This window comes from Mucilaginibacter sp. UYCu711 (genome assembly GCF_050433825.1).
Classification (GTDB): domain Bacteria; phylum Bacteroidota; class Bacteroidia; order Sphingobacteriales; family Sphingobacteriaceae; genus Mucilaginibacter.
In genome coordinates this window covers 420,550-442,363 of the sequence record NZ_JBNPWM010000004.1, presented here as the reverse complement: position 1 = coordinate 442,363, position 21,814 = coordinate 420,550, and the positions used below count along the sequence as shown (strand labels likewise).

22 protein-coding genes are annotated in these 21,814 nt (G+C 42.0%); 9 read left to right on the top strand and 13 right to left on the bottom strand.

What is annotated here, in order from left to right; all coding sequences use genetic code 11:
- The first annotated feature begins 2 nt into the window (after positions 1-2).
- From ABIB50_RS11450 to ABIB50_RS11440, 3 genes are all read left to right on the top strand, one after another.
- Positions 3-893: a 1-aminocyclopropane-1-carboxylate deaminase/D-cysteine desulfhydrase gene (locus ABIB50_RS11450; protein WP_429379853.1), complete on the top strand. Its 891-nt coding sequence runs from the start codon at positions 3-5 to the stop codon at positions 891-893.
- 134 nt (positions 894-1,027) lie between these two features.
- Entirely contained in the window at positions 1,028-2,359 is a 1,332-nt protein-coding gene (lat, locus tag ABIB50_RS11445; protein WP_429379852.1) for an L-lysine 6-transaminase, read from the top strand.
- Positions 2,360-2,558: 199 nt separating this feature from the next.
- Complete coding sequence (locus tag ABIB50_RS11440) at positions 2,559-3,005, top strand: hypothetical protein (RefSeq protein WP_429379851.1); 447 nt, start codon at positions 2,559-2,561, stop codon at positions 3,003-3,005.
- Between the two features lie 3 nt (positions 3,006-3,008).
- On the opposite strand, the gene bshB1 is transcribed toward ABIB50_RS11440, so the two are convergent.
- The 3 genes from bshB1 to ABIB50_RS11425 are packed head-to-tail and all read right to left on the bottom strand — an operon-like array spanning position 3,009 to position 4,858.
- On the bottom strand, positions 3,009-3,731 hold the full coding sequence (gene bshB1 / locus ABIB50_RS11435; RefSeq protein WP_429379850.1) for a bacillithiol biosynthesis deacetylase BshB1: 723 nt from the start codon (positions 3,729-3,731) through the stop codon (positions 3,009-3,011).
- Between the two features lie 9 nt (positions 3,732-3,740).
- Positions 3,741-4,241, bottom strand: a complete 501-nt coding sequence (locus ABIB50_RS11430; protein WP_429379849.1) for a glutathione peroxidase — start codon at positions 4,239-4,241, stop codon at positions 3,741-3,743.
- Between the two features lie 2 nt (positions 4,242-4,243).
- The gene (locus ABIB50_RS11425) at positions 4,244-4,858 is read right to left on the bottom strand and encodes a DUF4294 domain-containing protein (RefSeq protein WP_429379848.1); all 615 of its coding nucleotides are present in this window, start codon (positions 4,856-4,858) and stop codon (positions 4,244-4,246) included.
- A 107-nt stretch (positions 4,859-4,965) separates the two neighbouring features.
- On the opposite strand from ABIB50_RS11425, the gene ABIB50_RS11420 reads away from it, so the two are divergent.
- The 3 genes from ABIB50_RS11420 (at position 4,966) to ABIB50_RS11410 (ending at position 9,082) form a co-directional block, all read left to right on the top strand.
- Positions 4,966-7,188, top strand: a complete 2,223-nt coding sequence (locus tag ABIB50_RS11420; RefSeq protein WP_429379847.1) for a RelA/SpoT family protein — start codon at positions 4,966-4,968, stop codon at positions 7,186-7,188.
- Between the two features lie 115 nt (positions 7,189-7,303).
- On the top strand, positions 7,304-7,771 hold the full coding sequence (locus tag ABIB50_RS11415; protein ID WP_429379846.1) for a Fur family transcriptional regulator: 468 nt from the start codon (positions 7,304-7,306) through the stop codon (positions 7,769-7,771).
- Positions 7,772-7,804: 33 nt separating this feature from the next.
- The gene (locus ABIB50_RS11410; RefSeq protein ID WP_429379845.1) at positions 7,805-9,082 is read left to right on the top strand and encodes an adenylosuccinate synthase; all 1,278 of its coding nucleotides are present in this window, start codon (positions 7,805-7,807) and stop codon (positions 9,080-9,082) included.
- Positions 9,083-9,139: 57 nt separating this feature from the next.
- Here the strand turns inward: ABIB50_RS11410 and ABIB50_RS11405 are convergent, their stop codons facing one another.
- Positions 9,140-9,613, bottom strand: a complete 474-nt coding sequence (locus tag ABIB50_RS11405) for a DUF4920 domain-containing protein (RefSeq protein WP_429379844.1) — start codon at positions 9,611-9,613, stop codon at positions 9,140-9,142.
- Positions 9,614-9,748: 135 nt separating this feature from the next.
- Between ABIB50_RS11405 and ABIB50_RS11400 the strand changes: the two genes are divergently transcribed.
- Complete coding sequence (locus ABIB50_RS11400; protein WP_429379843.1) at positions 9,749-11,017, top strand: anthranilate synthase component I family protein; 1,269 nt, start codon at positions 9,749-9,751, stop codon at positions 11,015-11,017.
- 219 nt (positions 11,018-11,236) lie between these two features.
- Here the strand turns inward: ABIB50_RS11400 and ABIB50_RS11395 are convergent, their stop codons facing one another.
- From ABIB50_RS11395 to ABIB50_RS11360, 8 genes are all read right to left on the bottom strand, one after another.
- A complete protein-coding gene (locus tag ABIB50_RS11395) occupies positions 11,237-11,968 on the bottom strand; it encodes a YqjF family protein (RefSeq protein ID WP_429379842.1) in 732 nt (243 codons plus the stop codon).
- 2 nt (positions 11,969-11,970) lie between these two features.
- A complete protein-coding gene (locus tag ABIB50_RS11390) occupies positions 11,971-12,774 on the bottom strand; it encodes a M48 family metallopeptidase (RefSeq protein WP_429379841.1) in 804 nt (267 codons plus the stop codon).
- Positions 12,775-12,836: 62 nt separating this feature from the next.
- The gene (plsY, locus tag ABIB50_RS11385; RefSeq protein ID WP_429379840.1) at positions 12,837-13,487 is read right to left on the bottom strand and encodes a glycerol-3-phosphate 1-O-acyltransferase PlsY; all 651 of its coding nucleotides are present in this window, start codon (positions 13,485-13,487) and stop codon (positions 12,837-12,839) included.
- A 95-nt stretch (positions 13,488-13,582) separates the two neighbouring features.
- Positions 13,583-14,428, bottom strand: a complete 846-nt coding sequence (gene nadC, locus ABIB50_RS11380; RefSeq protein WP_429379839.1) for a carboxylating nicotinate-nucleotide diphosphorylase — start codon at positions 14,426-14,428, stop codon at positions 13,583-13,585.
- Positions 14,429-14,965: 537 nt separating this feature from the next.
- The gene (locus ABIB50_RS11375) at positions 14,966-16,258 is read right to left on the bottom strand and encodes a hypothetical protein (RefSeq protein ID WP_429379838.1); all 1,293 of its coding nucleotides are present in this window, start codon (positions 16,256-16,258) and stop codon (positions 14,966-14,968) included.
- Positions 16,248-16,847: an RNA polymerase sigma factor gene (locus tag ABIB50_RS11370; RefSeq protein WP_429379837.1), complete on the bottom strand. Its 600-nt coding sequence runs from the start codon at positions 16,845-16,847 to the stop codon at positions 16,248-16,250. Before ABIB50_RS11370 ends, ABIB50_RS11375 begins: the two co-directional genes overlap by 11 nt.
- A gap of 92 nt (positions 16,848-16,939) precedes the next feature.
- Positions 16,940-17,620, bottom strand: a complete 681-nt coding sequence (locus tag ABIB50_RS11365) for a DUF4397 domain-containing protein (RefSeq protein ID WP_429379836.1) — start codon at positions 17,618-17,620, stop codon at positions 16,940-16,942.
- 309 nt (positions 17,621-17,929) lie between these two features.
- A complete protein-coding gene (locus ABIB50_RS11360; protein WP_429379835.1) occupies positions 17,930-18,946 on the bottom strand; it encodes an alpha/beta fold hydrolase in 1,017 nt (338 codons plus the stop codon).
- Between the two features lie 86 nt (positions 18,947-19,032).
- Here ABIB50_RS11360 and gpmI point away from each other — a divergent pair, with 86 nt between their 5' ends.
- Both gpmI and ABIB50_RS11350 read left to right on the top strand, forming a co-directional pair.
- On the top strand, positions 19,033-20,553 hold the full coding sequence (gene gpmI, locus ABIB50_RS11355; protein ID WP_429379834.1) for a 2,3-bisphosphoglycerate-independent phosphoglycerate mutase: 1,521 nt from the start codon (positions 19,033-19,035) through the stop codon (positions 20,551-20,553).
- Between the two features lie 61 nt (positions 20,554-20,614).
- Complete coding sequence (locus ABIB50_RS11350; protein WP_429379833.1) at positions 20,615-21,139, top strand: hypothetical protein; 525 nt, start codon at positions 20,615-20,617, stop codon at positions 21,137-21,139.
- Here the strand turns inward: ABIB50_RS11350 and ABIB50_RS11345 are convergent.
- Positions 21,136-21,765 (bottom strand): tetratricopeptide repeat protein, encoded by a 630-nt coding sequence (locus ABIB50_RS11345; protein WP_429379832.1) that lies wholly within the window; start codon positions 21,763-21,765, stop codon positions 21,136-21,138. The genes ABIB50_RS11350 and ABIB50_RS11345 overlap by 4 nt on opposite strands.
- Positions 21,766-21,814: the final 49 nt, after the last annotated feature.

The following is a 21,814-nucleotide window of genomic DNA, read 5'->3' as shown; positions in this document are numbered from 1 at the left end:
TAATGCATATCGACCTCGAGATATTTAGTCCCGTTCAGCAAATTAACGATAAGTTATTTGCCGAACGGGACTTATTAGTTTATATAAAACGCGATGACCTGATACATCCAATTATATCAGGTAATAAGTGGCGCAAGCTTAAGTACCTGCTTAAAGAGGCACAGGCTCAAAACAAAACCCACCTGGTAACCTTCGGTGGTGCTTACTCAAATCATTTACTGGCAACAGCTGCCGCCGCGGCCAAATTTGGCTTTAAAGCTACCGGTATTGTACGTGGCGAAGAAGTAAATAACGACACCCTGTTTATGTGCCGCCTGCACAGCATGAATTTGCTTTTTACCGACAGGGAAAGCTATCGCGATAAGCAGGCTTTATTTAATAAATACTTTGCCGGTGATGACGAAGCCTTTTTTATAAATGAAGGCGGTGCCTCGCCCGAAGCCGCAAAGGGTTGCAGCGAATTGGTTAATGAACTGACGGCATCTTACGATCATATTTTTTGCGCTGCGGGCACGGGCACTATGGCTGCAGGGATTATTAACGGCCTTACGCAACATCAGTTACCAACCACGCTAAATGTTATCCCTGTATTCAAGAATGGTAGCTTTATTGCTGATGAGATTGATAAACTACTAACGGCCCCGGCAAATTATCAATTACATACCGATTATCATTTTGGTGGTTATGGTAAACTTAATGATGAGCTGGTAGCATTTATTAAAAAATTTGTGGCCGATACCGGGGTACTAATAGATCCCATCTATACCGGCAAAATGCTGTATGCTATTTATGACCTGGCCAAAAAAGATCAGTTTGCGCCCGGAAGCCGGATTTTGGCTATACATAGCGGCGGAATCTGGGGCCTGCTGGGGATGAAAGACAAATTTATATAAGTATACCCAATCAAGTAATAGTACAAAAACCGGGTTTAAACAATTTAAACTTGCTTTTTACTATTGGGGTTCAAAAACCGCTTAAATTAGCATTAAAGAGGGTTTTTCAGTAAATTTGTTAAAAGTATATTTCTATGTATAACCTGTCTGTTGCTCCGGAAAATGTAATTGAATCATTAAAAAAGCATGTGTTGGCTGATGGCTTCGACCTTACTTTTGATATGGAGAAAAGTAACGGCGTACACATCTATGATTCAAAAAACAAACGCACGCTACTTGATTTTTTCACCTGCTTCGCGTCGGTGCCGTTAGGTTATAACCACCCGAAGATGTTGAATGATGAGGCCTTTAAAAAAAACCTGATGCTGGCCGCGTTAACAAATCCATCAAATTCTGACATTTACACCACACAATACGCCCAGTTTTTAGAAACATTTGCAAGGGTTGGGATCCCGGATTATTTGCCCCACGCTTTCTTTATTTCGGGTGGCACACTGGCTATTGAAAATGCGCTTAAAACCGCTATGGACTGGAAAGTGCAAAAAAACTTTGCCAAAGGCCACAAAACCGAAAAAGGGTTTAAGGTATTACATTTCGAAAATGCTTTCCACGGCCGCTCTGGTTACACATTAAGCTTAACCAATACCTTACCTGTTAAAACTAAATGGTATGCTAAGTTTGATTGGCCGCGGGTTTCCTTCCCGGCTATAAAATTCCCGCAGACAGAGGCTGCCAATGCTGATCTGCTAAAAAGGGAAGAACTATCCATCACTCAAATAAAACAAGCGTTTACAGACCATAAGGATGACATTTGCGCCATAATAGTTGAACCGGTACAGGCAGAGGGTGGCGATAACCACGCACGTAAAGAATTTATGGAACAACTGCGCTTATTGGCTGATGAAAACGATGCTTTATTAATTTACGACGAAGTACAAACAGGTGTAGCCTTAAGTGGTAAATTTTGGTGCCACGAGCATTTTGGCCCAAATGCCCGCCCGGATATCATAGCATTTGGTAAAAAAATGCAGGTATGCGGTATATTGGCAAGCAAACGCGTTGACGAGATAGAACATAATGTATTCAACACATCATCACGCATTAATTCAACCTGGGGTGGCAGTTTGGTTGATATGGTTAGAGCGTCAAAAATATTGGAGATAATTGAGGAAGATAATTTATGCGCTAAAGCAGCCGAAAACGGCCAATACCTGCAAGATCAATTATCGCAGATTGCGACAACTACACCTATAATAACTAATGTACGCGGTAAGGGATTGCTTACCGCGTTTGATTTCCCTGATAAAACTACCCGCGATAAATTTATACAACAGGGTATAGCAAATAATGTAATGTTTTTAGGCTGCGGTAACAGCACTATACGTTTTAGGCCTGCGCTTATTATTGAGAAAAATAATATCGACGAAGGGTTACATATCCTTCAAAAAATAGCCAGAACGCTTTAATAATGTAATAATATTGCTACAACCTATCATTTTAAAACCTTAATTTCCACTTTTTTATAGTTGAAATATACTATAATCGTATGTTTGCGTTATCATTTATATATAGAATTATTTCTATTAACAGATTATAATATCCTCTGTTTACCCCTGTTAATTTTTTGTAGAAATATTTAATATTTACCGTAGCCTGTATTATATCATGAGCAAACCCATTGAAAAATTAAAAAAACAACTTATAGAAATCTCAGAGGTTGTTAATGCTTTCCAATCAGAAGCCGTACAAGTAAAGGTAGTTGACAAGCTACTGGATGCGATGATTGAGTTTGAAAGAGGTGACGCTGACGGGTATGAGTTTCTTGCTAAAAAAGCAATTAAGCCAAAAACACCTGTTAGTAACGAAAAATACAATTCATCTGCCCGGCGTAAAAAGCCCGGTGCCACTAAAATCTTAAATCAACTGCTTACTACTGATTTTTTTAAAATACCGCATTCCATATCAGGCATAGCCGAGTATTGCAAATCGAAATTCCATTCGGAGTTTAAAACCTCAGAGCTGTCGGGCATTTTGTTAAAACTTGCCAAAGAAAACAAACTTAAGCGCCAAAGAAATGATGAAAATAATCGTTTTGAGTATGTAGCGGCTTAACTTTTATCTTAAGTTAAACAGGTTATCTACCCCTAAAATCCTGCGCGAGGTAAAACCTTCGGCAAATTTTACGTGGATGGTCTTTCCAAATTCGCGGGCGCGTGCTTCAACAACTGCAATAAAATCGGGCGATGAGATATAGGTTTGCGGCTCTTCTTCCCACTCGGGGTTATAAAACTGCGAGCCATAGGCATTAACACTTTCTATTTTTTTATCCCAGTAGTCGGTAATATCTACTACTATATCCGGCTTAATGTATACATCCTGTATAAAATGCAACAGTAATTCGGCGCGCCACGGTTCTTGTAATTTACCATCCACATAGGTTTCTATTTTTCTTAATCCCGATAAAAACGCCGAATCGGTAACCAAATCACACGCGCGCCCATGGTCGGGGTGCCTGTCGTGATAAGCGTTGGTAATAATAATTTCGGGCTGATATTTCCGGATAGCTTCAATAACCTTTAGCTGGTATTGCTTTGTATTTTCAAAAAAGCCATCGGGTATAGCCAAGTTTTCTCTTGCGGCCAACCCTAATATTTTTCCTGCTGCTTCAGCCTCTTTCGCACGGATCTCAGCCGAACCGCGGGTACCCAGCTCGCCTTGTGTCAAGTCAACAATACCTACTTTTTTGCCCAAGGCAATGTGTTTTAATATGGTACCGCCGCAGCCTAATTCTGCATCGTCAGGATGTACGGATAAAACTAATATGTCAAGTTTAAGCATAACTATATATTAATGATCGGCTGCCAGCAGCTTGTTGATCTTCTTTTTAATTTTTGATACAGTAGGGTTTGTAAACGGGTAATAAAAATCTGTTACCTCGCCCGCTCTGTTCACCAGGAATTTATGGAAGTTCCATCGTGGTACCGAACTTAACTTACCGTTTTGTTTTTTATTGGCAAAGAATTTATATAACGGATCGGCATACGGGCCCCGAACCCTTATTTTCTCAAAAATGGGAAAATTAGCGCCGTAGCTTTCACAAAAAGCAGTGATTGCATCACCCTCTAAAGGTTCCTGCCCGCCAAAATCATTTGATGGGAAACTTAATATTTCGAAATCCTGCCCGGCAAACTCGCTTTTTAAAGCCACCAGATCTTTAAGCTGCGGCGTAAAACCACATTGCGAAGCGGTGTTCACCACTAAAAGTACTTTATTTTTATAATCTGATAAGCTAATTTCTTCGCCCGAGATATTTTGGACATTAAACTGGTAAATAGTATTACTACTCATTATTAGTTTTTGTATGAGTCGTAACCAGCTTCCTGAAGTATGCCTTCAATATCGCGCTGTTCGTTCCTATCGTAGGTTTCTTTAAGGTTATGGCCAAATATCCTGGCGGCCAGCTGGAATGAGAATGCGCTGAATCCGCCTTTTAACTCTTTAACAACGTCATAAGTGGTTATTTCAGTTTCGCGGTTTATCAGCTTAATCAAGATCTCGCCCTGAGTAATTGTCAGGTTCATTATTTGCTTCTTAAACATCTCTTTTATTTGAGTATTGCAGGCATAAATTAGCTCTTTTTGTTTGCCTTTATCGCCGGTTAATGCAAGATCGCGCTGTAACTGGCGATACCTGTCGCCTGCAAAATGCGCGTATGGTATAACCTTACGTACGTTGTATCTTAATAAATTAAAGGCTCTTCTGTCGGCTTCGGTTTTAAATATGCGCGAGTCGCGAATGATCACTTCCGGAGTAACTATCCATGGCACCATTTCTCCATCTAAAAGGGTAACATAAGTTTTAATAGTGTCATTTTTGCTCAGTACAGGTAAAGCAGGGCGTTGTTCCTGGGCCTTTAACGTACCCATTAAGCAGCAAAACACTATCAAAAGCCCAAATAATTTCATAAATTTACCTAATGCAAAATTAATGCAATTTTTTTTGGTATTTTATAATAACCTGCAATTTTAATATTTATTGCGAGTTTATGATATTATGCTGATTATGCCTAAGTATGAAAGAATTAGTGATCGATCTGGAAGTTGAGAAGACGGAGATATTAAAAAGGTACCGGGCTTTATTGCGTGCAAGTAAATCAACCCTGCAAAAAGGCGATAAACGCATGATACGCAAGGCCTTTGATATGGCTTTAGAGAGCCATAAAGACATGCGCCGCAAATCAGGCGAGCCTTATATATACCATCCTATTGCCGTTGCACAAATAGCCGCCGAAGAAATTGGGTTGGGTACAACTTCTATTGTTTGCGCGTTACTGCATGATGTTGTTGAAGATACCGATGTAACACTTGATGATATTGAGCAGGAGTTTGGTAAAAAAGTGGCTAAAATTATTGATGGCCTTACCAAGATCTCGGGCGTGTTTGATACAAACAGCTCCTTACAGGCCGAAAATTTTAGAAAAATGCTGCTTACCCTGGCTGATGATGTTAGGGTGATATTGATAAAACTGGCCGACCGCTTGCATAACATGCGTACCATGGAGTTTATGCCGCGCGATAAGCAGCTTAAACTATCATCAGAAACTGTTTACCTATACGCACCGCTTGCGCACCGCCTGGGATTATATGCTATAAAATCAGAACTGGAAGACCTGTCCATGAAATATATGGAGCGCGAAACTTACCAATTCATCAAAAATAAACTTAACGAGAAAAAGACCGAGCGCGAGAAATTTATACGCGATTTTATTGAGCCGGTAAAAAAAGTTTTAAATAGTCAGGATCTGGATGCCGACCTGTTTGGCCGGCCAAAATCTATCCACTCCATCTGGAACAAGATGAAGAAAAAGTCTATCCCGTTTGAAGAGGTTTATGACTTGTTTGCGATTAGGGTTATTTTGGATAGTACGCCCGAGAATGAAAAGGCAGATTGCTGGAAAGCATACTCTATAGTTACTGATCTTTATCGCCCTAACCCTGATAGGTTGCGCGATTGGATCTCATCACCAAAGGCAAATGGTTACGAATCATTACACACCACGGTAATGGGGCCGCGCGGGCAATGGGTTGAAGTACAGATCCGCACCAAGCGGATGAATGAAATTGCCGAAAAAGGTTTTGCGGCGCACTGGAAATATAAAGAAGCATCAACCGATAGCGGGCTGGACCTTTGGGTACAAAAAGTACGGGATATGTTGAAAAACCCCGACTCGAACGCACTGGAGTTCCTGGATGATTTCAAGATGAACCTGTTCTCTGACGAGATTTTCATATTTACACCAAAAGGCGCTTTAATACAACTACCGTTAAATGCCACCGCACTTGATTTTGCCTTTGAGATACATACCGATGTTGGTGCAAGCTGTATTGGCGCTAAGGTTAACCACAAGCTGGTTCCGCTTAGCTACAAGCTGCAAAACGGCGACCAGGTAGAGGTTATTACCTCAAGCAAGCAAGTACCTAAAGAGGATTGGCTGAGCTTTGTGGTGACAGCGAAGGCCAAAGCCAAAATAAAATCGGCTTTAAAAGAAGAAAAACGCAAGGTTGCCGAGGATGGCAAGGAAATATTGGAGCGTAAGCTAAAATCGTTAAAGATCACCTATAACTCCGAGAACATACATAAGCTGAGCTACTACTTTAAACTGGCATCAACACAGGACCTGTTCTTTAATATCGCCAAGGGTATTATTGACATGAAGGACCTGAAGGAGTACCAGTTATCAGAAAAAGTTATCGAGAACAAGCCCCAGGATAAAATAGATAGCGAGCAGCTACAGGGTTTATTGCGAAATATTAAGGCCAAAGACAGCGATATGTTGTTAATCGGTGAGGATATGCAGAAAATCGACTATAAGCTTGCCAATTGCTGTAATCCTATCCCGGGCGATGACGTATTTGGATTTGTTACTGTTAGCGACGGCATAAAAATACACCGCACCAATTGCCCCAATGCTGCCAAATTAATGGCGAATTACGGCTACCGCATTGTGAAAGCCCGCTGGACTAACCAGCAGGAGCTTGCATTTTTAACCGGGTTACGCATTGTTGGTATTGACGATGTAGGCCTGATAAACAAGTTAACTACGGTAATATCGCATGATTTTAAAGTGAATATGCGCTCTATAACGGTTGATAGCGATAACGGCATTTTCGAGGGATCGATAATGGTTTATGTTAACGATACCCAACACCTGGATAACCTTATAAAACGTCTAAAAACGGTTAACGGTGTTACCGACGTAACCCGTTTTGATGCGGCGGTTGAGAAAGCGTCTTAAAAGCAGTTAATTAGTGAATGGTTGATTAGTGATTAGTTGTTTATAACTTAATCAACCTAATAAACTCAATCAACTTTAAACAAAAGTTGATACCTTTGAATATCAATAAAAAACTATGTCCCAACAGGAAACTATAGCAATGGTAAAAAAGATTTTTGAGGCTTACCTTGAAAATAAAAGCCTAAGGAAAACTCCTGAACGTTTTGCTATACTCGAAGAGATCTATTCAAGAACCGACCATTTTGATGTGGAATCATTATATATCCACATGAAAAATAAAAAATATCGCGTTAGCCGTGCCACTGTTTATAATACGCTGGAGCTATTGGTATCGTGCGATTTGGTTACCAAGCATCAGTTTGGTAAAAACATGGCCCAGTTCGAAAAATCATACGGCTACAAGCAGCACGACCACATTATTTGTTTGGATTGCGGTAAGGTAGTTGAGTTTTGCGACCCGCGGATCCAACAGATCCAAAGCATGATGGGCGACCTGCTAAAATTTGAAATAAAACACCATTCGTTGAATCTTTACGGCAATTGTGAAAAACTTAAGGCCGGCTTTTGCGATAGAAAAGTATAACTTTACCCCCTTGTTAAATATTTTAATTTCATAATGGCTGTTGACGTATTATTGGGCCTCCAGTGGGGCGACGAAGGTAAAGGTAAAATTGTTGATGTACTAAGCGCAGGTTATGACCTGATAGCCCGTTTCCAGGGAGGCCCGAATGCCGGCCACACGTTGGAGTTTGACGGTAAAAAGTTTGTATTAAACACCATCCCTTCGGGTATATTTTTTGATAACACACTTAACCTTATAGGTAATGGTGTAGTTATTGACCCTATCACCCTAAAAAGAGAAATTGATAAATTAAAAGATGCCGGGCATGACCTTTTAGCGAAAAAGAATTTATTAATAGCTAAAAAAGCGCACCTGATATTACCTACCCACCAATTGTTGGACGCTGCTTCTGAGAAGAAAATGGGCGACGGCAAAATTGGTTCGACCTTAAAAGGTATTGGCCCAACTTATATGGACAAAACCGGTCGTAATGGTTTGCGCATTGGCGATATCACCCTGCCCGACTTTAAAGAGCGCTATAAAAAACTGGTTGATAAGCATACATCAATGCTGCAGGCTTTATATGGCGAAGTTGCTGATTTTAGCGAACGCGAAGCCGCTTTCTTTGAAGCTATAGACCTGATAAAGAAATTCCCGTTAGTTGACTCTGAGCATTTTGTTAATGATTACCTTAAAAAAGGTAAAAAAATATTAGCTGAAGGCGCACAAGGCACTATGCTGGATATCGACTTTGGTTCATACCCTTTTGTAACTTCGTCAAACACAACTACTGCCGGTGCCTGCACAGGTTTAGGTATTGCACCAAATACCATTGGCGATGTGATAGGCATATTTAAGGCTTATTGCACCCGTGTTGGCGGCGGTCCGTTCCCTACTGAGTTAGATAACGAAGTTGGCGAAGAATTGCGCAAAGTAGGCCACGAGTTTGGCGCTACCACAGGCCGTCCCCGCCGTACTGGCTGGATAGATCTTCCTGCATTGAAATATGCTATCATGCTTAATGGCGTTACCCAAATGGTGATGACCAAGGCCGATGTATTAAGCGGGTTTGATAAGATCTATGCCTGCACCCACTACAACTACTTAGGCGAGAAAATAGACTATATGCCTTACGATATCTGCTCGGTTGATGCTGTGCCTGTATTACAGGAAATTGATGGCTGGAAGGAGGATTTAACCGGTATAACCGAATTATCAGAGATCCCTGCCAAACTTCAAGCATATATTGATTACCTGGAGAAAGAATTAGGCGTACCTATCAAATGGTTATCAGTAGGCCCGGACAGAAAACAAACCTTAGTATTACATTAAGCATAAAAAGCCCCGATAGTTAACTACCGGGGCTTTTCCTTTATAATATCTTCAAAACTATTTCACTACCAATACACCGTCGGCCATAATAGCAACGTCCTTTTTAGGCTCTTTTATCATGGCAATTTCCGCATAGGTTTTACCGGCGTCTTTAGCAAAATGCTTAAGGTGCTCCACTGACGTTTCATTTACTTTGGCTTTTCCTTCAACAACTACATCTTTGCCTACAATGTCCTGAGGCATAAAGTAGGCGTAGTCTTTAAACTGCACCATAACCGTCTTACCGTCAGCTTGTGCCAGTTTCATGAAGCAACCTTTTTTGGTACAAACTTCAATAACCTTGCCGGTTACCTTACCTGTAAAAACTGAATCTTTTGTTAAAGCCGAGCTTAATGCCAAGGTGTTTATCGCGTTGTCGGCAGTTATAGTTTTGCCATAGGTTACGCCTGGTTTGGCAGGGGTTATTTTGCTTTGTGCAAAAGTTATTATACTGACGCCTAAACAAAATGCAAGTAGAGCTAATTTTTTCATATCTATTTAATTGGTTATCAGTTACAAAACTAACACATTATTTTTATTATTTAATACCCACATAGGGGTATATACCAGTTCAAATATATAGGTATAATACCCAAATATTCACCATTAGTTGGTTAACTTTACAACGTGATTATCCAGGTAACCGATCTGCATTTATTTAAGCAAAAAGCGCTGCAGTGGGCAGCCAGTTTTGATGCCTGTTGTTACCTGGACTCCAACAGCTTTAACGATCCTTACTCTAAATTTGACACCCTGATTGCTGCCGGGGTAAAAGACAGTATAACCACTAACACCGGCACAGCGTTTGCCGACCTTGAACGATTTCGCGAAACTCACCCGGGCTGGTTAACAGGTTTTTTTAGTTATGACTTGAAAAATGAGGTAGAGGACCTGTCATCTGCAAACCCCGATCACCTGCATTTTCCTGATCTATATTTCTTTGAGCCTGAGCATTTAATATTTATCAATAAGGGCAAGGTTGAGATTATTTGCGATAACCCACAGCTTATCTTTAATACTATAAGCCACCAAGTTTTGTCGAATTATAATCCTGATCCCATCAACCTCCAATCGCGGTTTAGTAAGGCCGATTATATACTTGCGGTAGATAAGATCAAGGCCCATATCGCCCGTGGCGATATCTACGTAACCAACTTTTGCCAGGAGTTTTATGCTGATGATGCGGCCATTGACCCGGTTGCCACTTTTTTACAGCTTAACCGGGTATCGCCTACGCCATTTGGTACTTTTTATAAATGGCAGGATAATTACATCCTCTGCGCCTCGCCTGAGCGCTTTTTGGCCAAGCGAGGTGATAAGCTGGTATCGCAACCCATTAAAGGTACGGCCAAACGCGGCGCTACCCAGCAGGAGGACGAAGCTATCAAAGAACAACTGCATAACAGCACCAAGGAACTACAGGAGAATGTAATGATCGTCGACCTGGTACGGAACGACCTGACGCACTCGGCCAAGCCCGGTACGGTTAAAACCGAGGAGCTGTTTGGCATTTACACCTTTAACCAGGTGCATCAAATGATCTCTACTGTGGTGTGCGAGCTGCAGGACGGCTTATCCGCAATAGCGGCTATCCGCAACACTTTCCCTATGGGTAGTATGACCGGCGCACCCAAGATCAATTCGATGCGGTTAATGGAGCAATACGAGCGCAGCAAGCGTGGCGTATACTCGGGCGCTATTGGCTATTTCAGTCCTGATAATGACTTTGATTTTAACGTGGTGATTAGAACACTGCTGTATAATTCGGTTGATCAATACCTGTCCTTCCATACCGGCGGTGCCATAACTTACCATTCCGATGCCGAAAAAGAGTATGAGGAGTGCCTGCTTAAAGCCAAGGCCATTTTAGAAGTTTTGGGGCAATCGCTGGGGTAGTTTTGTTTCACAAAAATGCGAAACAAATGAAACAGGTGAAACAGTATTTTTACTTAACTTATTGAAAATAAATAGCTTATAAAAAATAAGTGAAACAAAATGAAACAACTTTTACGTCATGTTTTTTATACATAAAAAACATATAAATAATTGATAATAAGCAAATTGTAAATTTACTCGTTTTTGTTTCATGAAACAGTTTCACTGAAACAGCAGCAGCTACAAGGTAATAGTTATCTTATCCCCCATTCGCACTGCAATTTCCGATCCCTTAGCAAAGAAAACCGACACCGGCTTTGCTGTTAAGTAAGGCACAAACTGGTCGCCATAAAGCGTGGCAATATCTGCTTCAAAAATAAACTCATTAACCTTGCCAACTTCCCAGCTTATATGCTCCACCTGGTACTCCATAGTTACCGTGTCGGTCCATGGGTTATATCCCCAGTAATGCTCAAAAATAAATTCTTCGGGGCTGCCCGGAAGGATGGGTGCCAGGTCATTACTTACAGTGGCGCCTAATTTATTCCACTTTCCGTTGAGTTTCCACTCGTATAAAAAATTAGTATGCCTATCGGCAGCTGGCGTTACAGAATGCCGCATTGGCAGCCTGCGGTAATGCTCTTTATAAAGCACATTAGCCACCGTGGCGATAATATACTTAGGTACGATCCCGCTTATAAAAACTGCGCCCCGCTTCCATTTATCGCCATCAAAATAACGCACGTAAAACCGCAGGTTAACCTCTTCAAAATTAATATGAAAGGGCCATTTTACGCCTAAAACCCGGGTATTGTTAAACATAAAACCCACCATGCTTACCATTGCTCGTCCTTCCCAGAGGTCAAGCTCGGTGCCGGCGGGCAAATACGGTTTAAGTATACCAGGAACGACCTCGTAATTTATCATTACAAGGTCGTTCCATTCAGCTTTTAAAAAGGTGCGTTTCGCCAAAATTATTGCTTATGATAATACTTCATAGCATTAGGTATTTCATTTTGTATAGCGGCTATGCGGGTAGCATCTGCCGGGTGAGTACTCAAAAACTCGGGTTGTGCGCCTCCTTTATTTTGGGCTGCCATGCGTTTCCAGAAAGCAACCGCTTCATTAGGGTCATACCCGGCCATCGCCATAAAAGTTAAACCTAATTTATCAGCTTCCGATTCCTGGTTACGCGAATATTTTAATAACGTTAATTGCCCGCCGATGCCGTATAATTGATTGATGATAGCCTGATTTGTAGCCGATTGGCCGCCTGCAGCAGCACCCACCAAGCCCCCGCCCGCCTGCGCTGCCAATTGTTGCGACATCCGCTCGGCCGAGTGCCGGGCAACAGCATGCCCTATTTCATGGCCCATAACGGTTGCCAAGCCTGCATCGGTCAATGTTACGGGCAATATGCCACTGTATACTGCTACTTTACCGCCAGGCATGCACCAGGCATTAATTTCATTGCTTTGTATCAGGTTAAATTCCCAGTTAAATTTATATTGATCGCCGTAACCGTTTTGCTGTAAATAGCTTTCAATAGCTGCGGATAATTTAGCGCCGATACGTTTAACGCGTTGTGCATCGGTACCGGTAGCTATGACTTTGGTTTTAGGATCAGACAGTAACTGCGAATAACTTGTGGCGGCTGCCTGGTTAATTTCCGAGTCGCCAACCAGGCTTAATTGTTTACGGCCGGTTAAGGGTACAGTAGCACAGGTATATAATAATGTAACTACCGATAATACTAAGAGGGACTTTAATATTTTCATGTGGGGTATAATTTTTAGATTCAATATAGTAACAGACTTGTTACCTATTTGTTTGAGGCTTGCTATGATTGGGCCAATTTTTTCTTGAATAAGTTTACTTTATTTTCCGTCCCTTTTAATAAACGTTCGATATTTTTTTGATGGGTTACCAATATCAGCAAACACATGCACATACCATATATTACAACCGAGCGGTTGCTTGGGAAGACAAAGGTAACGCCAATTAAATAAGTAAACCCGGCCATAATTGAACCCAGGGATACGTACCTGAAGATGAGCAAAACAAGAATAAACACCATAACACAAAGCAGCGCCGCGTGCAAATGAATAGCCAGCACCATCCCAAATAAGGTTGCAATGCCTTTGCCGCCTCTAAATCCGGCAAATACCGGGAACAGGTGGCCCATTACCGCAGCAATACCCAGGGCAAGCTCGTAATTGGTATATGGGATAGAGTTTACCCCACCGGTAGTAGTAACACCGATAAAGAAAGCAAGATTAGTAGCTGTAAAACCTTTCAGAATATCCAGCAGCATTACGGGTATACCGGCTTTTTTGCCCAGCACCCTAAAGGTATTGGTTGCACCTGCATTACCGCTGCCATACTCTCTTACATCAACCCCGTAAAACGCCTGTCCTATCCAAACCGCGGTAGGGATAGAACCACACAAATAAGCAAGTATTAGCGCTGAAATAGAATAAGGGGTAATCATATCAACGCAATATTAAAATTTGATTGTTGTACTAACAAGTTTAATCATATTTAAATGCAATTGGCAATTTCTTTATGAAATTGTTACCGTTTGGATTATTTTACTGCTTTTAAGCTAAGATCAAGGCAGGTAACAGAATGGGTTAACGCGCCGATAGAAACATAGTCGACCCCGCAATTTGCATACTCGCGCACGTTATCAACCGTTATACCGCCAGATGCTTCGGTGATATATCTGCCTTCAATAATATTAACAGCTTGTTTTAAATCGGCAAAATTAAAGTTATCCAGTAGTATCCGGTCTACGCCGCCTGCTTGTAAAACTTCATCCAGTTCTTCCTGGTTGCGTACTTCAATTTCGATAGCCAGTTTTTTTCCCAGGGTTGAGATATAGTGATGCGCATTCTCGATAGCCCTGGCAATACCGCCCGAGTAATCGACATGGTTATCCTTGATTAACATCATATCATACAAACCAAACCTGTGGTTAACACCACCACCTATGCGTACGGCCCATTTTTCAAGGTAACGCATACCCGGTGTGGTTTTCCGGGTATCTAAAACCTGGGTATTGGTACCTTTTAGCAAATCGACAATATGGTCTGTACTGGTAGCGATGCCCGACATGCGCTGCATGCAGTTCAGCACCAATCGTTCGGCAGTTAATATGCTGATGGCGTTACCCTCAACTTCAAAAACTATGTCTTTTGGTTTTACCTCGCTACCGTCTTTTATAAAAACATTTAGTTTAAGGTCCTTGTCTACCCGGTGGAAGATATATTCGGCCAGTTCAACACCGGCTATAATACCAGTATCCTTTACTAAAAGTTTTGCTTTACCGGTGGTGCCTGCGGGTATGGTGGCTAATGATGTATGGTCGCCGTCGCCAACATCCTCTTTAAGCGCATTGTCAATAAATGGCTGTACAAGTTCTATGTCCAAATCAGTTATATTTTAGAAGTGTCAAAAGTAATAACATTTTTTGGATGTGATAGTTTGTGATTAAGCAAATATGCAATTACAGTGGCAAACTACAAGGCTACTCGTTTGAAGTCATAGAAGCCGGGCAGCGAAATCCTGAGCGATATGCAAATATGTATTGTTAGAGCAATGTCACAATAATAAGGAGTTTGTCATCTCGAACGATAGTGAGAGATCTATACATGGATATGTCACCGAACCTGTCTTGTATAGATTTCTCCCTCGTACCTCGGTCGAAATGACATTTTTATTGGTTACCTTTCTTAAATTAATGACATTATCCTAACAGGACAAAAAGGTTATACCGGTGTGCGATTTCTCTCGCACAGAGAGGGGTTTATGCGGCTGAGTGAAATTGAAAACCCCTTTTCTGCTAATTCACTACAGCCGCACCCCTTTATTTTTCAATTCTTTCTAAGATTAAAACTCAAAGCTTTTGTTCGTCAATTTACTCTTCGGACAAAAATGACGAAACGTTGGGTTTGTCATATATATATTCTAAAAATCAAATCCCAAAGTAATACCACCCTGGAACAGACTTATTTTTTGTGAGGACACCGCCCCAAACGGTACGCGTACAAACGGTCCGAATGTAAGCTGGTTGTTCCCTATTTTTTTCTTTTTACCTATCGACATCATATAAAAGCCCAGGTAGTTCTGGATCTTTTCTTTGCTTTGTTCGGTCTTGGGTTCGTTTACAATTTTCAACGAATTCTGGGCCACGCCGGCGGCATCAAGCGTAGAAACCGCCGCTGTTGTTTGCGCAATATAATTATACTCCAACTTATTGTTGGTAACCCCCATGGCCACTATACCCGCGCTTACGTAAAAGCCATTATCAGTACGATACTGCAAACCTATAGGCACTTCAAAGCCCGATACCTGCAGGCTAACATCCCTTCCACTTGATGCAGCGCCCGGCGGGGCAGCAGTTAAGAGTGCGCCGCCGCCTGTGGCGTTTAACGATGAATAAGCTATACCGCTACTTACAAAAAAGTTTTTATTGATCTTATATGCCACTTCAACACCGGTACCGAAATTAAATTTCTGGTTGCCCAATGCCGGCGAAACTACTACACCATAGGATAAATTCTTTTGGTTTTTCCTGTCAGCCACCGTGGCTACTTTATTTGTCTTACTATTGAAAATACTATCATAAACAGATTTGGTTGAACCTGTATATTTCTTCACCTCGGTTTTGGCAATAACATTTGTAGTGGTTATACCATTAACTGCTTTTACCGTGTCGCCCGCAATTGCTGCATTAATATTGCTGTTAACGGCAGCAGTTTTATCAGGTACTATAACATTTGCAATAATCGCGTTATCCTTTTCTGCTACTGTTGCTTTTTGTACAATTCCGGCTTTAGCCGATTCTTTAGCAGGGGTTATTATACCCTGGCGGGTAGTGGCAACATCTTGTTTATCAGCACCTATCTGTTGTTTGTTTTCGTTGTTTTTATTTTGACTAACGGCTTTATTTGATGTAACCAATGCATCATTATTATTTACACCGCGTGTTGGTTGCAGGGTGTCATTTTTTTGCTCGCGCGATATATTTTTGGTTTGAGCTACCTGGGCAGGTACGGTATCTTTTTTAAAAAGCTGGATGGTGGCGTATGATAAAAACAATAAAACAACCGCGGCGCTCCCCAGCCTGAAAAACAGCACCAACGCTTTTCTGCGCTTACGCTTTTCCCGGAAGTCCTCCCATGCCCCGGCAGGATACGCGTCCTCGTACGAGTGCAGCGTATCTTCTATCGCGCTAAAAAATTTATCTTCATTCTCCATTATACGTCATCATACTTTTTTGATAAAGCTCTACCAACTTTACCCTTGCTCTTGTTAAATACACCCTGCTGGTACTGGTAGGGATATTAAATTTCTGCGCTATTTCATCGTGCGAAAACCCTTCAACCTGGTGCATATTAAATATCAACTGCTGTATAGGCGGCAGCCCGTTTATTAATTCAATTATATCCTGGTACGATAAATTGTCGGGTGCTTTAACAGCTATGTTCATTATTGTTTCATCTGCTATATCATCTACATATAACAGCTTCTTCTTCGTTCTTATACTATCTATAGCGGCATTAGCAGCTATGCGCCCTATCCAGCCCTTAAATGCCTTTTGCAGCTCCTCGGGCGGCCCGTTAAAAGCAAACGTGTCTATCTTTTTAAAAATCCGTATAAAGGCATCGTTTACCAGTTCGTTTAAGCTATTCTTTTCCTGCACGTACCTAAAAACAACGCCCGACAGGTAGCCATAAAAGGTTTTATACAAAAGCTCCTCGCTCTTGTTATCCCTTTTTGCACACCCTTCAATAAGTTGTTTTAAGCCCGGCTGTTTTTTTAGCACCTGTATTAAATTATTAACCATTGCCCCGGTTAAAGAGCAATGGTTTTATAGTATGACTTTTTACGCGGTTGTTAACTTAACCGTATAATTTTAGCAAAAGTAATGTTAACAGCTTAATAGTTCCTTGCAATACCGGCATCAAGCGCGGCAGCGTCAGTAGCTGTATAAATACCCCGTGCCCAAATGGTATAGTTATGCCCGGCATAAAGCGTTACCGGCGCCATTATTACCTTATCAACGGTTGACCCATGTGCGCGTATTACAAAACTATATTGTGTATCACCATCAACAGGGGTAAAAGCGCTGTTGGTTTTATAGGTACGATTGCTAATTACCGACGTACCGTTACTTGTAACCAGGTCAAGCGCAGGTGCGCCAACGCTCATATTTACAAAACGTATAGTTGCTTTGCCCTGAGCCGGATTAATTAAGCTGTCCTGTAACACCACAAGCTCGGCTGTGCTATAATTACCCGTTAAAAATGCCGAATAGAATTTACCTTCGTCCAATGTAATTGCTTTGGTAAATACTTTGGTTCCGTTACGATAAGCATTGATCTCCCTGTTGCCCGGATAAGCGTTCACATAGTCTATCCTGCCTTTATAAGCAAGCGAGTCAGCAGGAATTTGATTAGCGTTTAAATACATGCTTAATTTGGGTGCATCAGGCGACGCGCCGTAAAAACCAACAACCGAGATTGGTTGTGGCACATCGTCATAATAATTGTCTTTTTTGCAGCTTGCCGCGGTTAAAATCATCAAACCCACAGCTGCCATTAATGTAAATTGTTTCATAAAATATAGATATAATGTTGTTACTGTTGATAAAACGATGGGACGGGCGATATCGCTACAGTGGAGGGTGATTTTTTTTTGCAGACTAAACTAATGGAGCGTTAGCGTTAATAAAGGCGCGCCGTTTACTCACCCGAGCATCGCTTCGCTCGCTCACCCTCTCTTCCGCGAGCGGGAAAGAGGGTTATTTATTTTCCTTTCTCTTACCCTCTTTCCGCCGTAGGCGAAGAGAGGGTGGTCCAGCGAAGCGCAGACCGGTCCGAAGGACTCCTATGGAGGTGAGTAAACAGCGCGTTCTAAACAACCAACCTATTTCAATATCTCAATCACCGCTTTCCTGGCTTCGCCATTACCTAAATTACCTGCCAGGTGCCCCGCATCGCTGTCTATTACAACCAATTTGGCATTAGCTATTTTGGCAAAGTCGATAGCCGGTTTAGGGTTAACGATATGATCCTGCGCTACGTTGATGATCAGCATTTTTGCTTTAACGCGGGCGGCAGTTTGTTCGAAAGAGCCATAAGGCTTGGTAATATCAAAGCCCGCCAGCGCTTCTGATTGATACCAGGTATCGTTCCAGTCGCTGTGTTGCTGGGCCTGTACCCCGCTTAACCAATTGCCGAAGGTATCATGCGGGTGCGCCCTTACCTTTTCGGCAGGGGTTGTGAGCAGTATCTCCCAAAACATATTAATGAGGGTTACCTTGGGGTTAACCGTATAATTACCGTGGTTATATTCGGGATCGCTGTCTAATATTTTGCGGTAGATCTCGCCGCGCATTAAATCATAGCTGGTAAACTGCGGGGTGCCTACAATGGGGATCAGGATATCCATAAAATCAGGATAAGTTACGGCCCATTGAAAGGTTTGGATGCCACCCATGGAGATCCCCATAACCGCTTTAACATGATTGATGCCTAATTTTTTGGTAAGTAGCACGTGCTGGCTTTCTATCATATCAATAGCGGTAATAGCCGGGAAGTTGCGGCCATGCTGTTTAGGGCTGTTTGAGGGCGATGATGAAACACCGTCTGCCAAAGCATCAATAATTATTAAGCAATAGCGCGTGGTATCAACAGCGGCAAAGTTAGATGGGTTCACAATATCCCGCGAGGTACCGCCAAACCAGGTTAAAAATATCACCGCGTTGGTTTTATCAGCACTTAGCTTACCGAACATGCGGTAGCCAATTTTGCAGTCGGTTATTGTCCCGCCTGCTACTTTTAGGTCGCCGATGCTGGCAATTTGTAAACGGTCGGGCTTTTTAGTTTGGGCCTGAGATAAAAAAGCGCATAAGATTAGCAGGGCTGACAAGATTTTTTTCACGGCGATGTAATTGGTTGGCTAAAGCTATATAAAAGAATATATGAACACAAATGCCAAAATAAACATCGTTGCCTTATATTTGCGTTGTGGAAAATAAAAAGAAAGTAGCATTAATTATATTAGATGGCTGGGGTTACGGCCGTAACGATCAGTCGAACGCTATATTGGCAGCAAAAACACCGTTTTTTGATTCGCTTATCGCTAATTATCCAAACTCGAAGCTGGAAGCGTCAGGCATGGCTGTTGGTTTGCCAGACGGGCAGATGGGGAACAGTGAAGTTGGGCACATGAATTTGGGCGCCGGCCGTACCGTTTACCAGGAGCTGGGCCGCATTAACAAAGCGGTTGACGATAACGAGCTGATAACTAACCCGGTTTTAAAATCGGCCTTTGATTATGCTAAAACAAATAACAAAGATGTACACTTCATCGGGTTGGTGTCTGATGGTGGGGTGCACTCGCATATCAAACATTTAAAAGGATTGTGTGACGCGGCAGTTTCATCGGGATTGAATAGTGTATTTGTTCACGCATTTCTTGACGGACGTGATACCGATCCAAAATCGGGCTTAGGCTTTGTTACCGAATTACAGGATCATATCGTAAATACACCGGTTAAACTGGCATCAGCCATTGGCCGTTACTATGCTATGGACCGCGATAACCGCTGGGAGCGCGTTAAACAGGCTTATGATGTAATGGTAAACGGCGTTGGCGAAGCGACTACTGACATATTACAATCTATAAAAGAGCAGTATTTAAAAGACGTTACCGACGAGTTTATGCCGCCAATTGTAAATACGGTTGACGGCGAACCTGTTGCGGTTATAAAAGAAGGCGATGTGGTGATCTGCTTTAACTTCCGTACCGACCGTGGCCGCGAGATCACTGTCGCGTTAACTCAAAAAGCATTTCCTGAATACAACCTGCACCCCCTTAACCTTTACTACGTTACCATGACTACCTACGACGAAACGTTTAGGGATGTTAAGGTAGTTTTCACTAAAGAAGATCTGACCCAAACCATAGGCGAGATCTTGCAGAATGCCGGCAAGAACCAGATCCGCATAGCGGAGACCGAGAAATATCCGCACGTAACGTTCTTCTTCTCGGGCGGCCGCGAAAAAGAGTTTATAAACGAGAAGCGCCTGATGGTGCCATCGCCAAAAGTGGCTACTTATGATCTACAACCTGAGATGAGCGCCGCCGGGATCCGCGATGCTATCATTCCTGAGCTGCAAAGCGGCTGGCCCGATTTTATAGTGCTAAACTTTGCCAATACAGATATGGTAGGCCATACAGGTGTTTTTAGCGCGGTAGTTAAAGCTGCTGAAACAGCAGATGCCTGCTGCCAGGCTGTTGTTGAAACAGGTATTGCTAACGGTTACTCGTTCATCATCCTTGCCGACCACGGCAATGCCGACTACATGATAAATGATGATGGTACACCAAACACTGCACACACCACTAATTTAGTCCCTTGCATTATTATTGACAAGGATGTAAAGACTGTAAAAGATGGCAAGCTGGGCGATATTGCCCCAACGGTACTGCACATTTTAGGCGTTGCAATTCCTCAAGAAATGAGCGGGAATGTATTGGTGTAAAGGAACAAAGAAACAAAGATCAGGCAATGTTCCCCTCTCAAAAGGGGAGCTTAATTGGCGAATGATTATAGTTTTTGCGTTACTATTTATATCCCTCCTGCCATCCTGCCAATCCGACAATACCCAAACCGAAACCGATTTAAACTACTTTGATATTAAGGGATTTTTTACTGCGGATACCGCGCGGCTGAGAAAGCTGAACCATATCACCCATAAAACGGTGAAACATAACGGCATTACAGAAACCAAAGATGTGCATATTACCAACTGGGGATTGGAATTGAGCTTATTTAGCCAATCGGATATTAACAAACCGGCCTGGAGGAATAGCTATATTATTGAGAAAGGCAATAATATTGAGATTTACCGCGCTAAGTACCCCGACCTTAAAACGCGCGAGATAATCATAAAAAAAGAAGGCGGGAAAGTAAAGTGGATATTGATAAGCAACGCCACTAAGAACGTATTATATCAAACTAAGGAAAAATTAAGCTACTTTCCCGATTCGATATACATCATCCAGAAATACCAGAAAGTGCGCTTGCTGAGTGCTAATCAATACGTAGTAAAAGGAAGTTTGAATTAATGGCGACCGCTTACTGCATCTAATTTTGCTTTCAAAGCATCTATCAGTGCAGAAATATCATCTCTTGACCGGTCAGCATCATAAACCTTTTGCAGATCGGCAAGGCCTGCTTTCCAGGCGTTAATGCATCTGCCTTTATCAAAAAATCTAGTATTCGCCTGTAGTCTGAATGAACCGTAGTCTCTGTAAGCAAGACCGCGGTTTTGATAGAATGAAGTTATTTTGGCTTCGGCCGGATTTATAGTAATAGCCTTGGTAAAATCAATTATAGCGCCTAATAAATATTTTTCTTTTTCGGCCGGGTTTTGGCTCTCGGTGCCTAACTTAAATTGTGCCTTGGCCCTGTAATAATAAGCGTGGGCATCTGCAGGCTCAATAGCTATTTCTTTGGTAAAAGCGGTGATGGATTTAACATAGTTATCGCTGTGGTAATAAGAGTAGCCCAGCATCCACAAGGCGTTGGCATTGGTAGAATCAATAAGCCGGCCTTTTTCTAACTGGGTAATAGCAGTTTTAAAGTTTCCTTCAATATAAGCCTGCTGCCCTAATTTAATATAGGCATTTTGTGATGCTGCATGTTCAACAGACGATATAATCAGGAAAGATACTAAGATCGGTAACCGCATTAAAAGCTGAATATGTTAAACAAAGTATATAAATAACTCCTGCAATTGT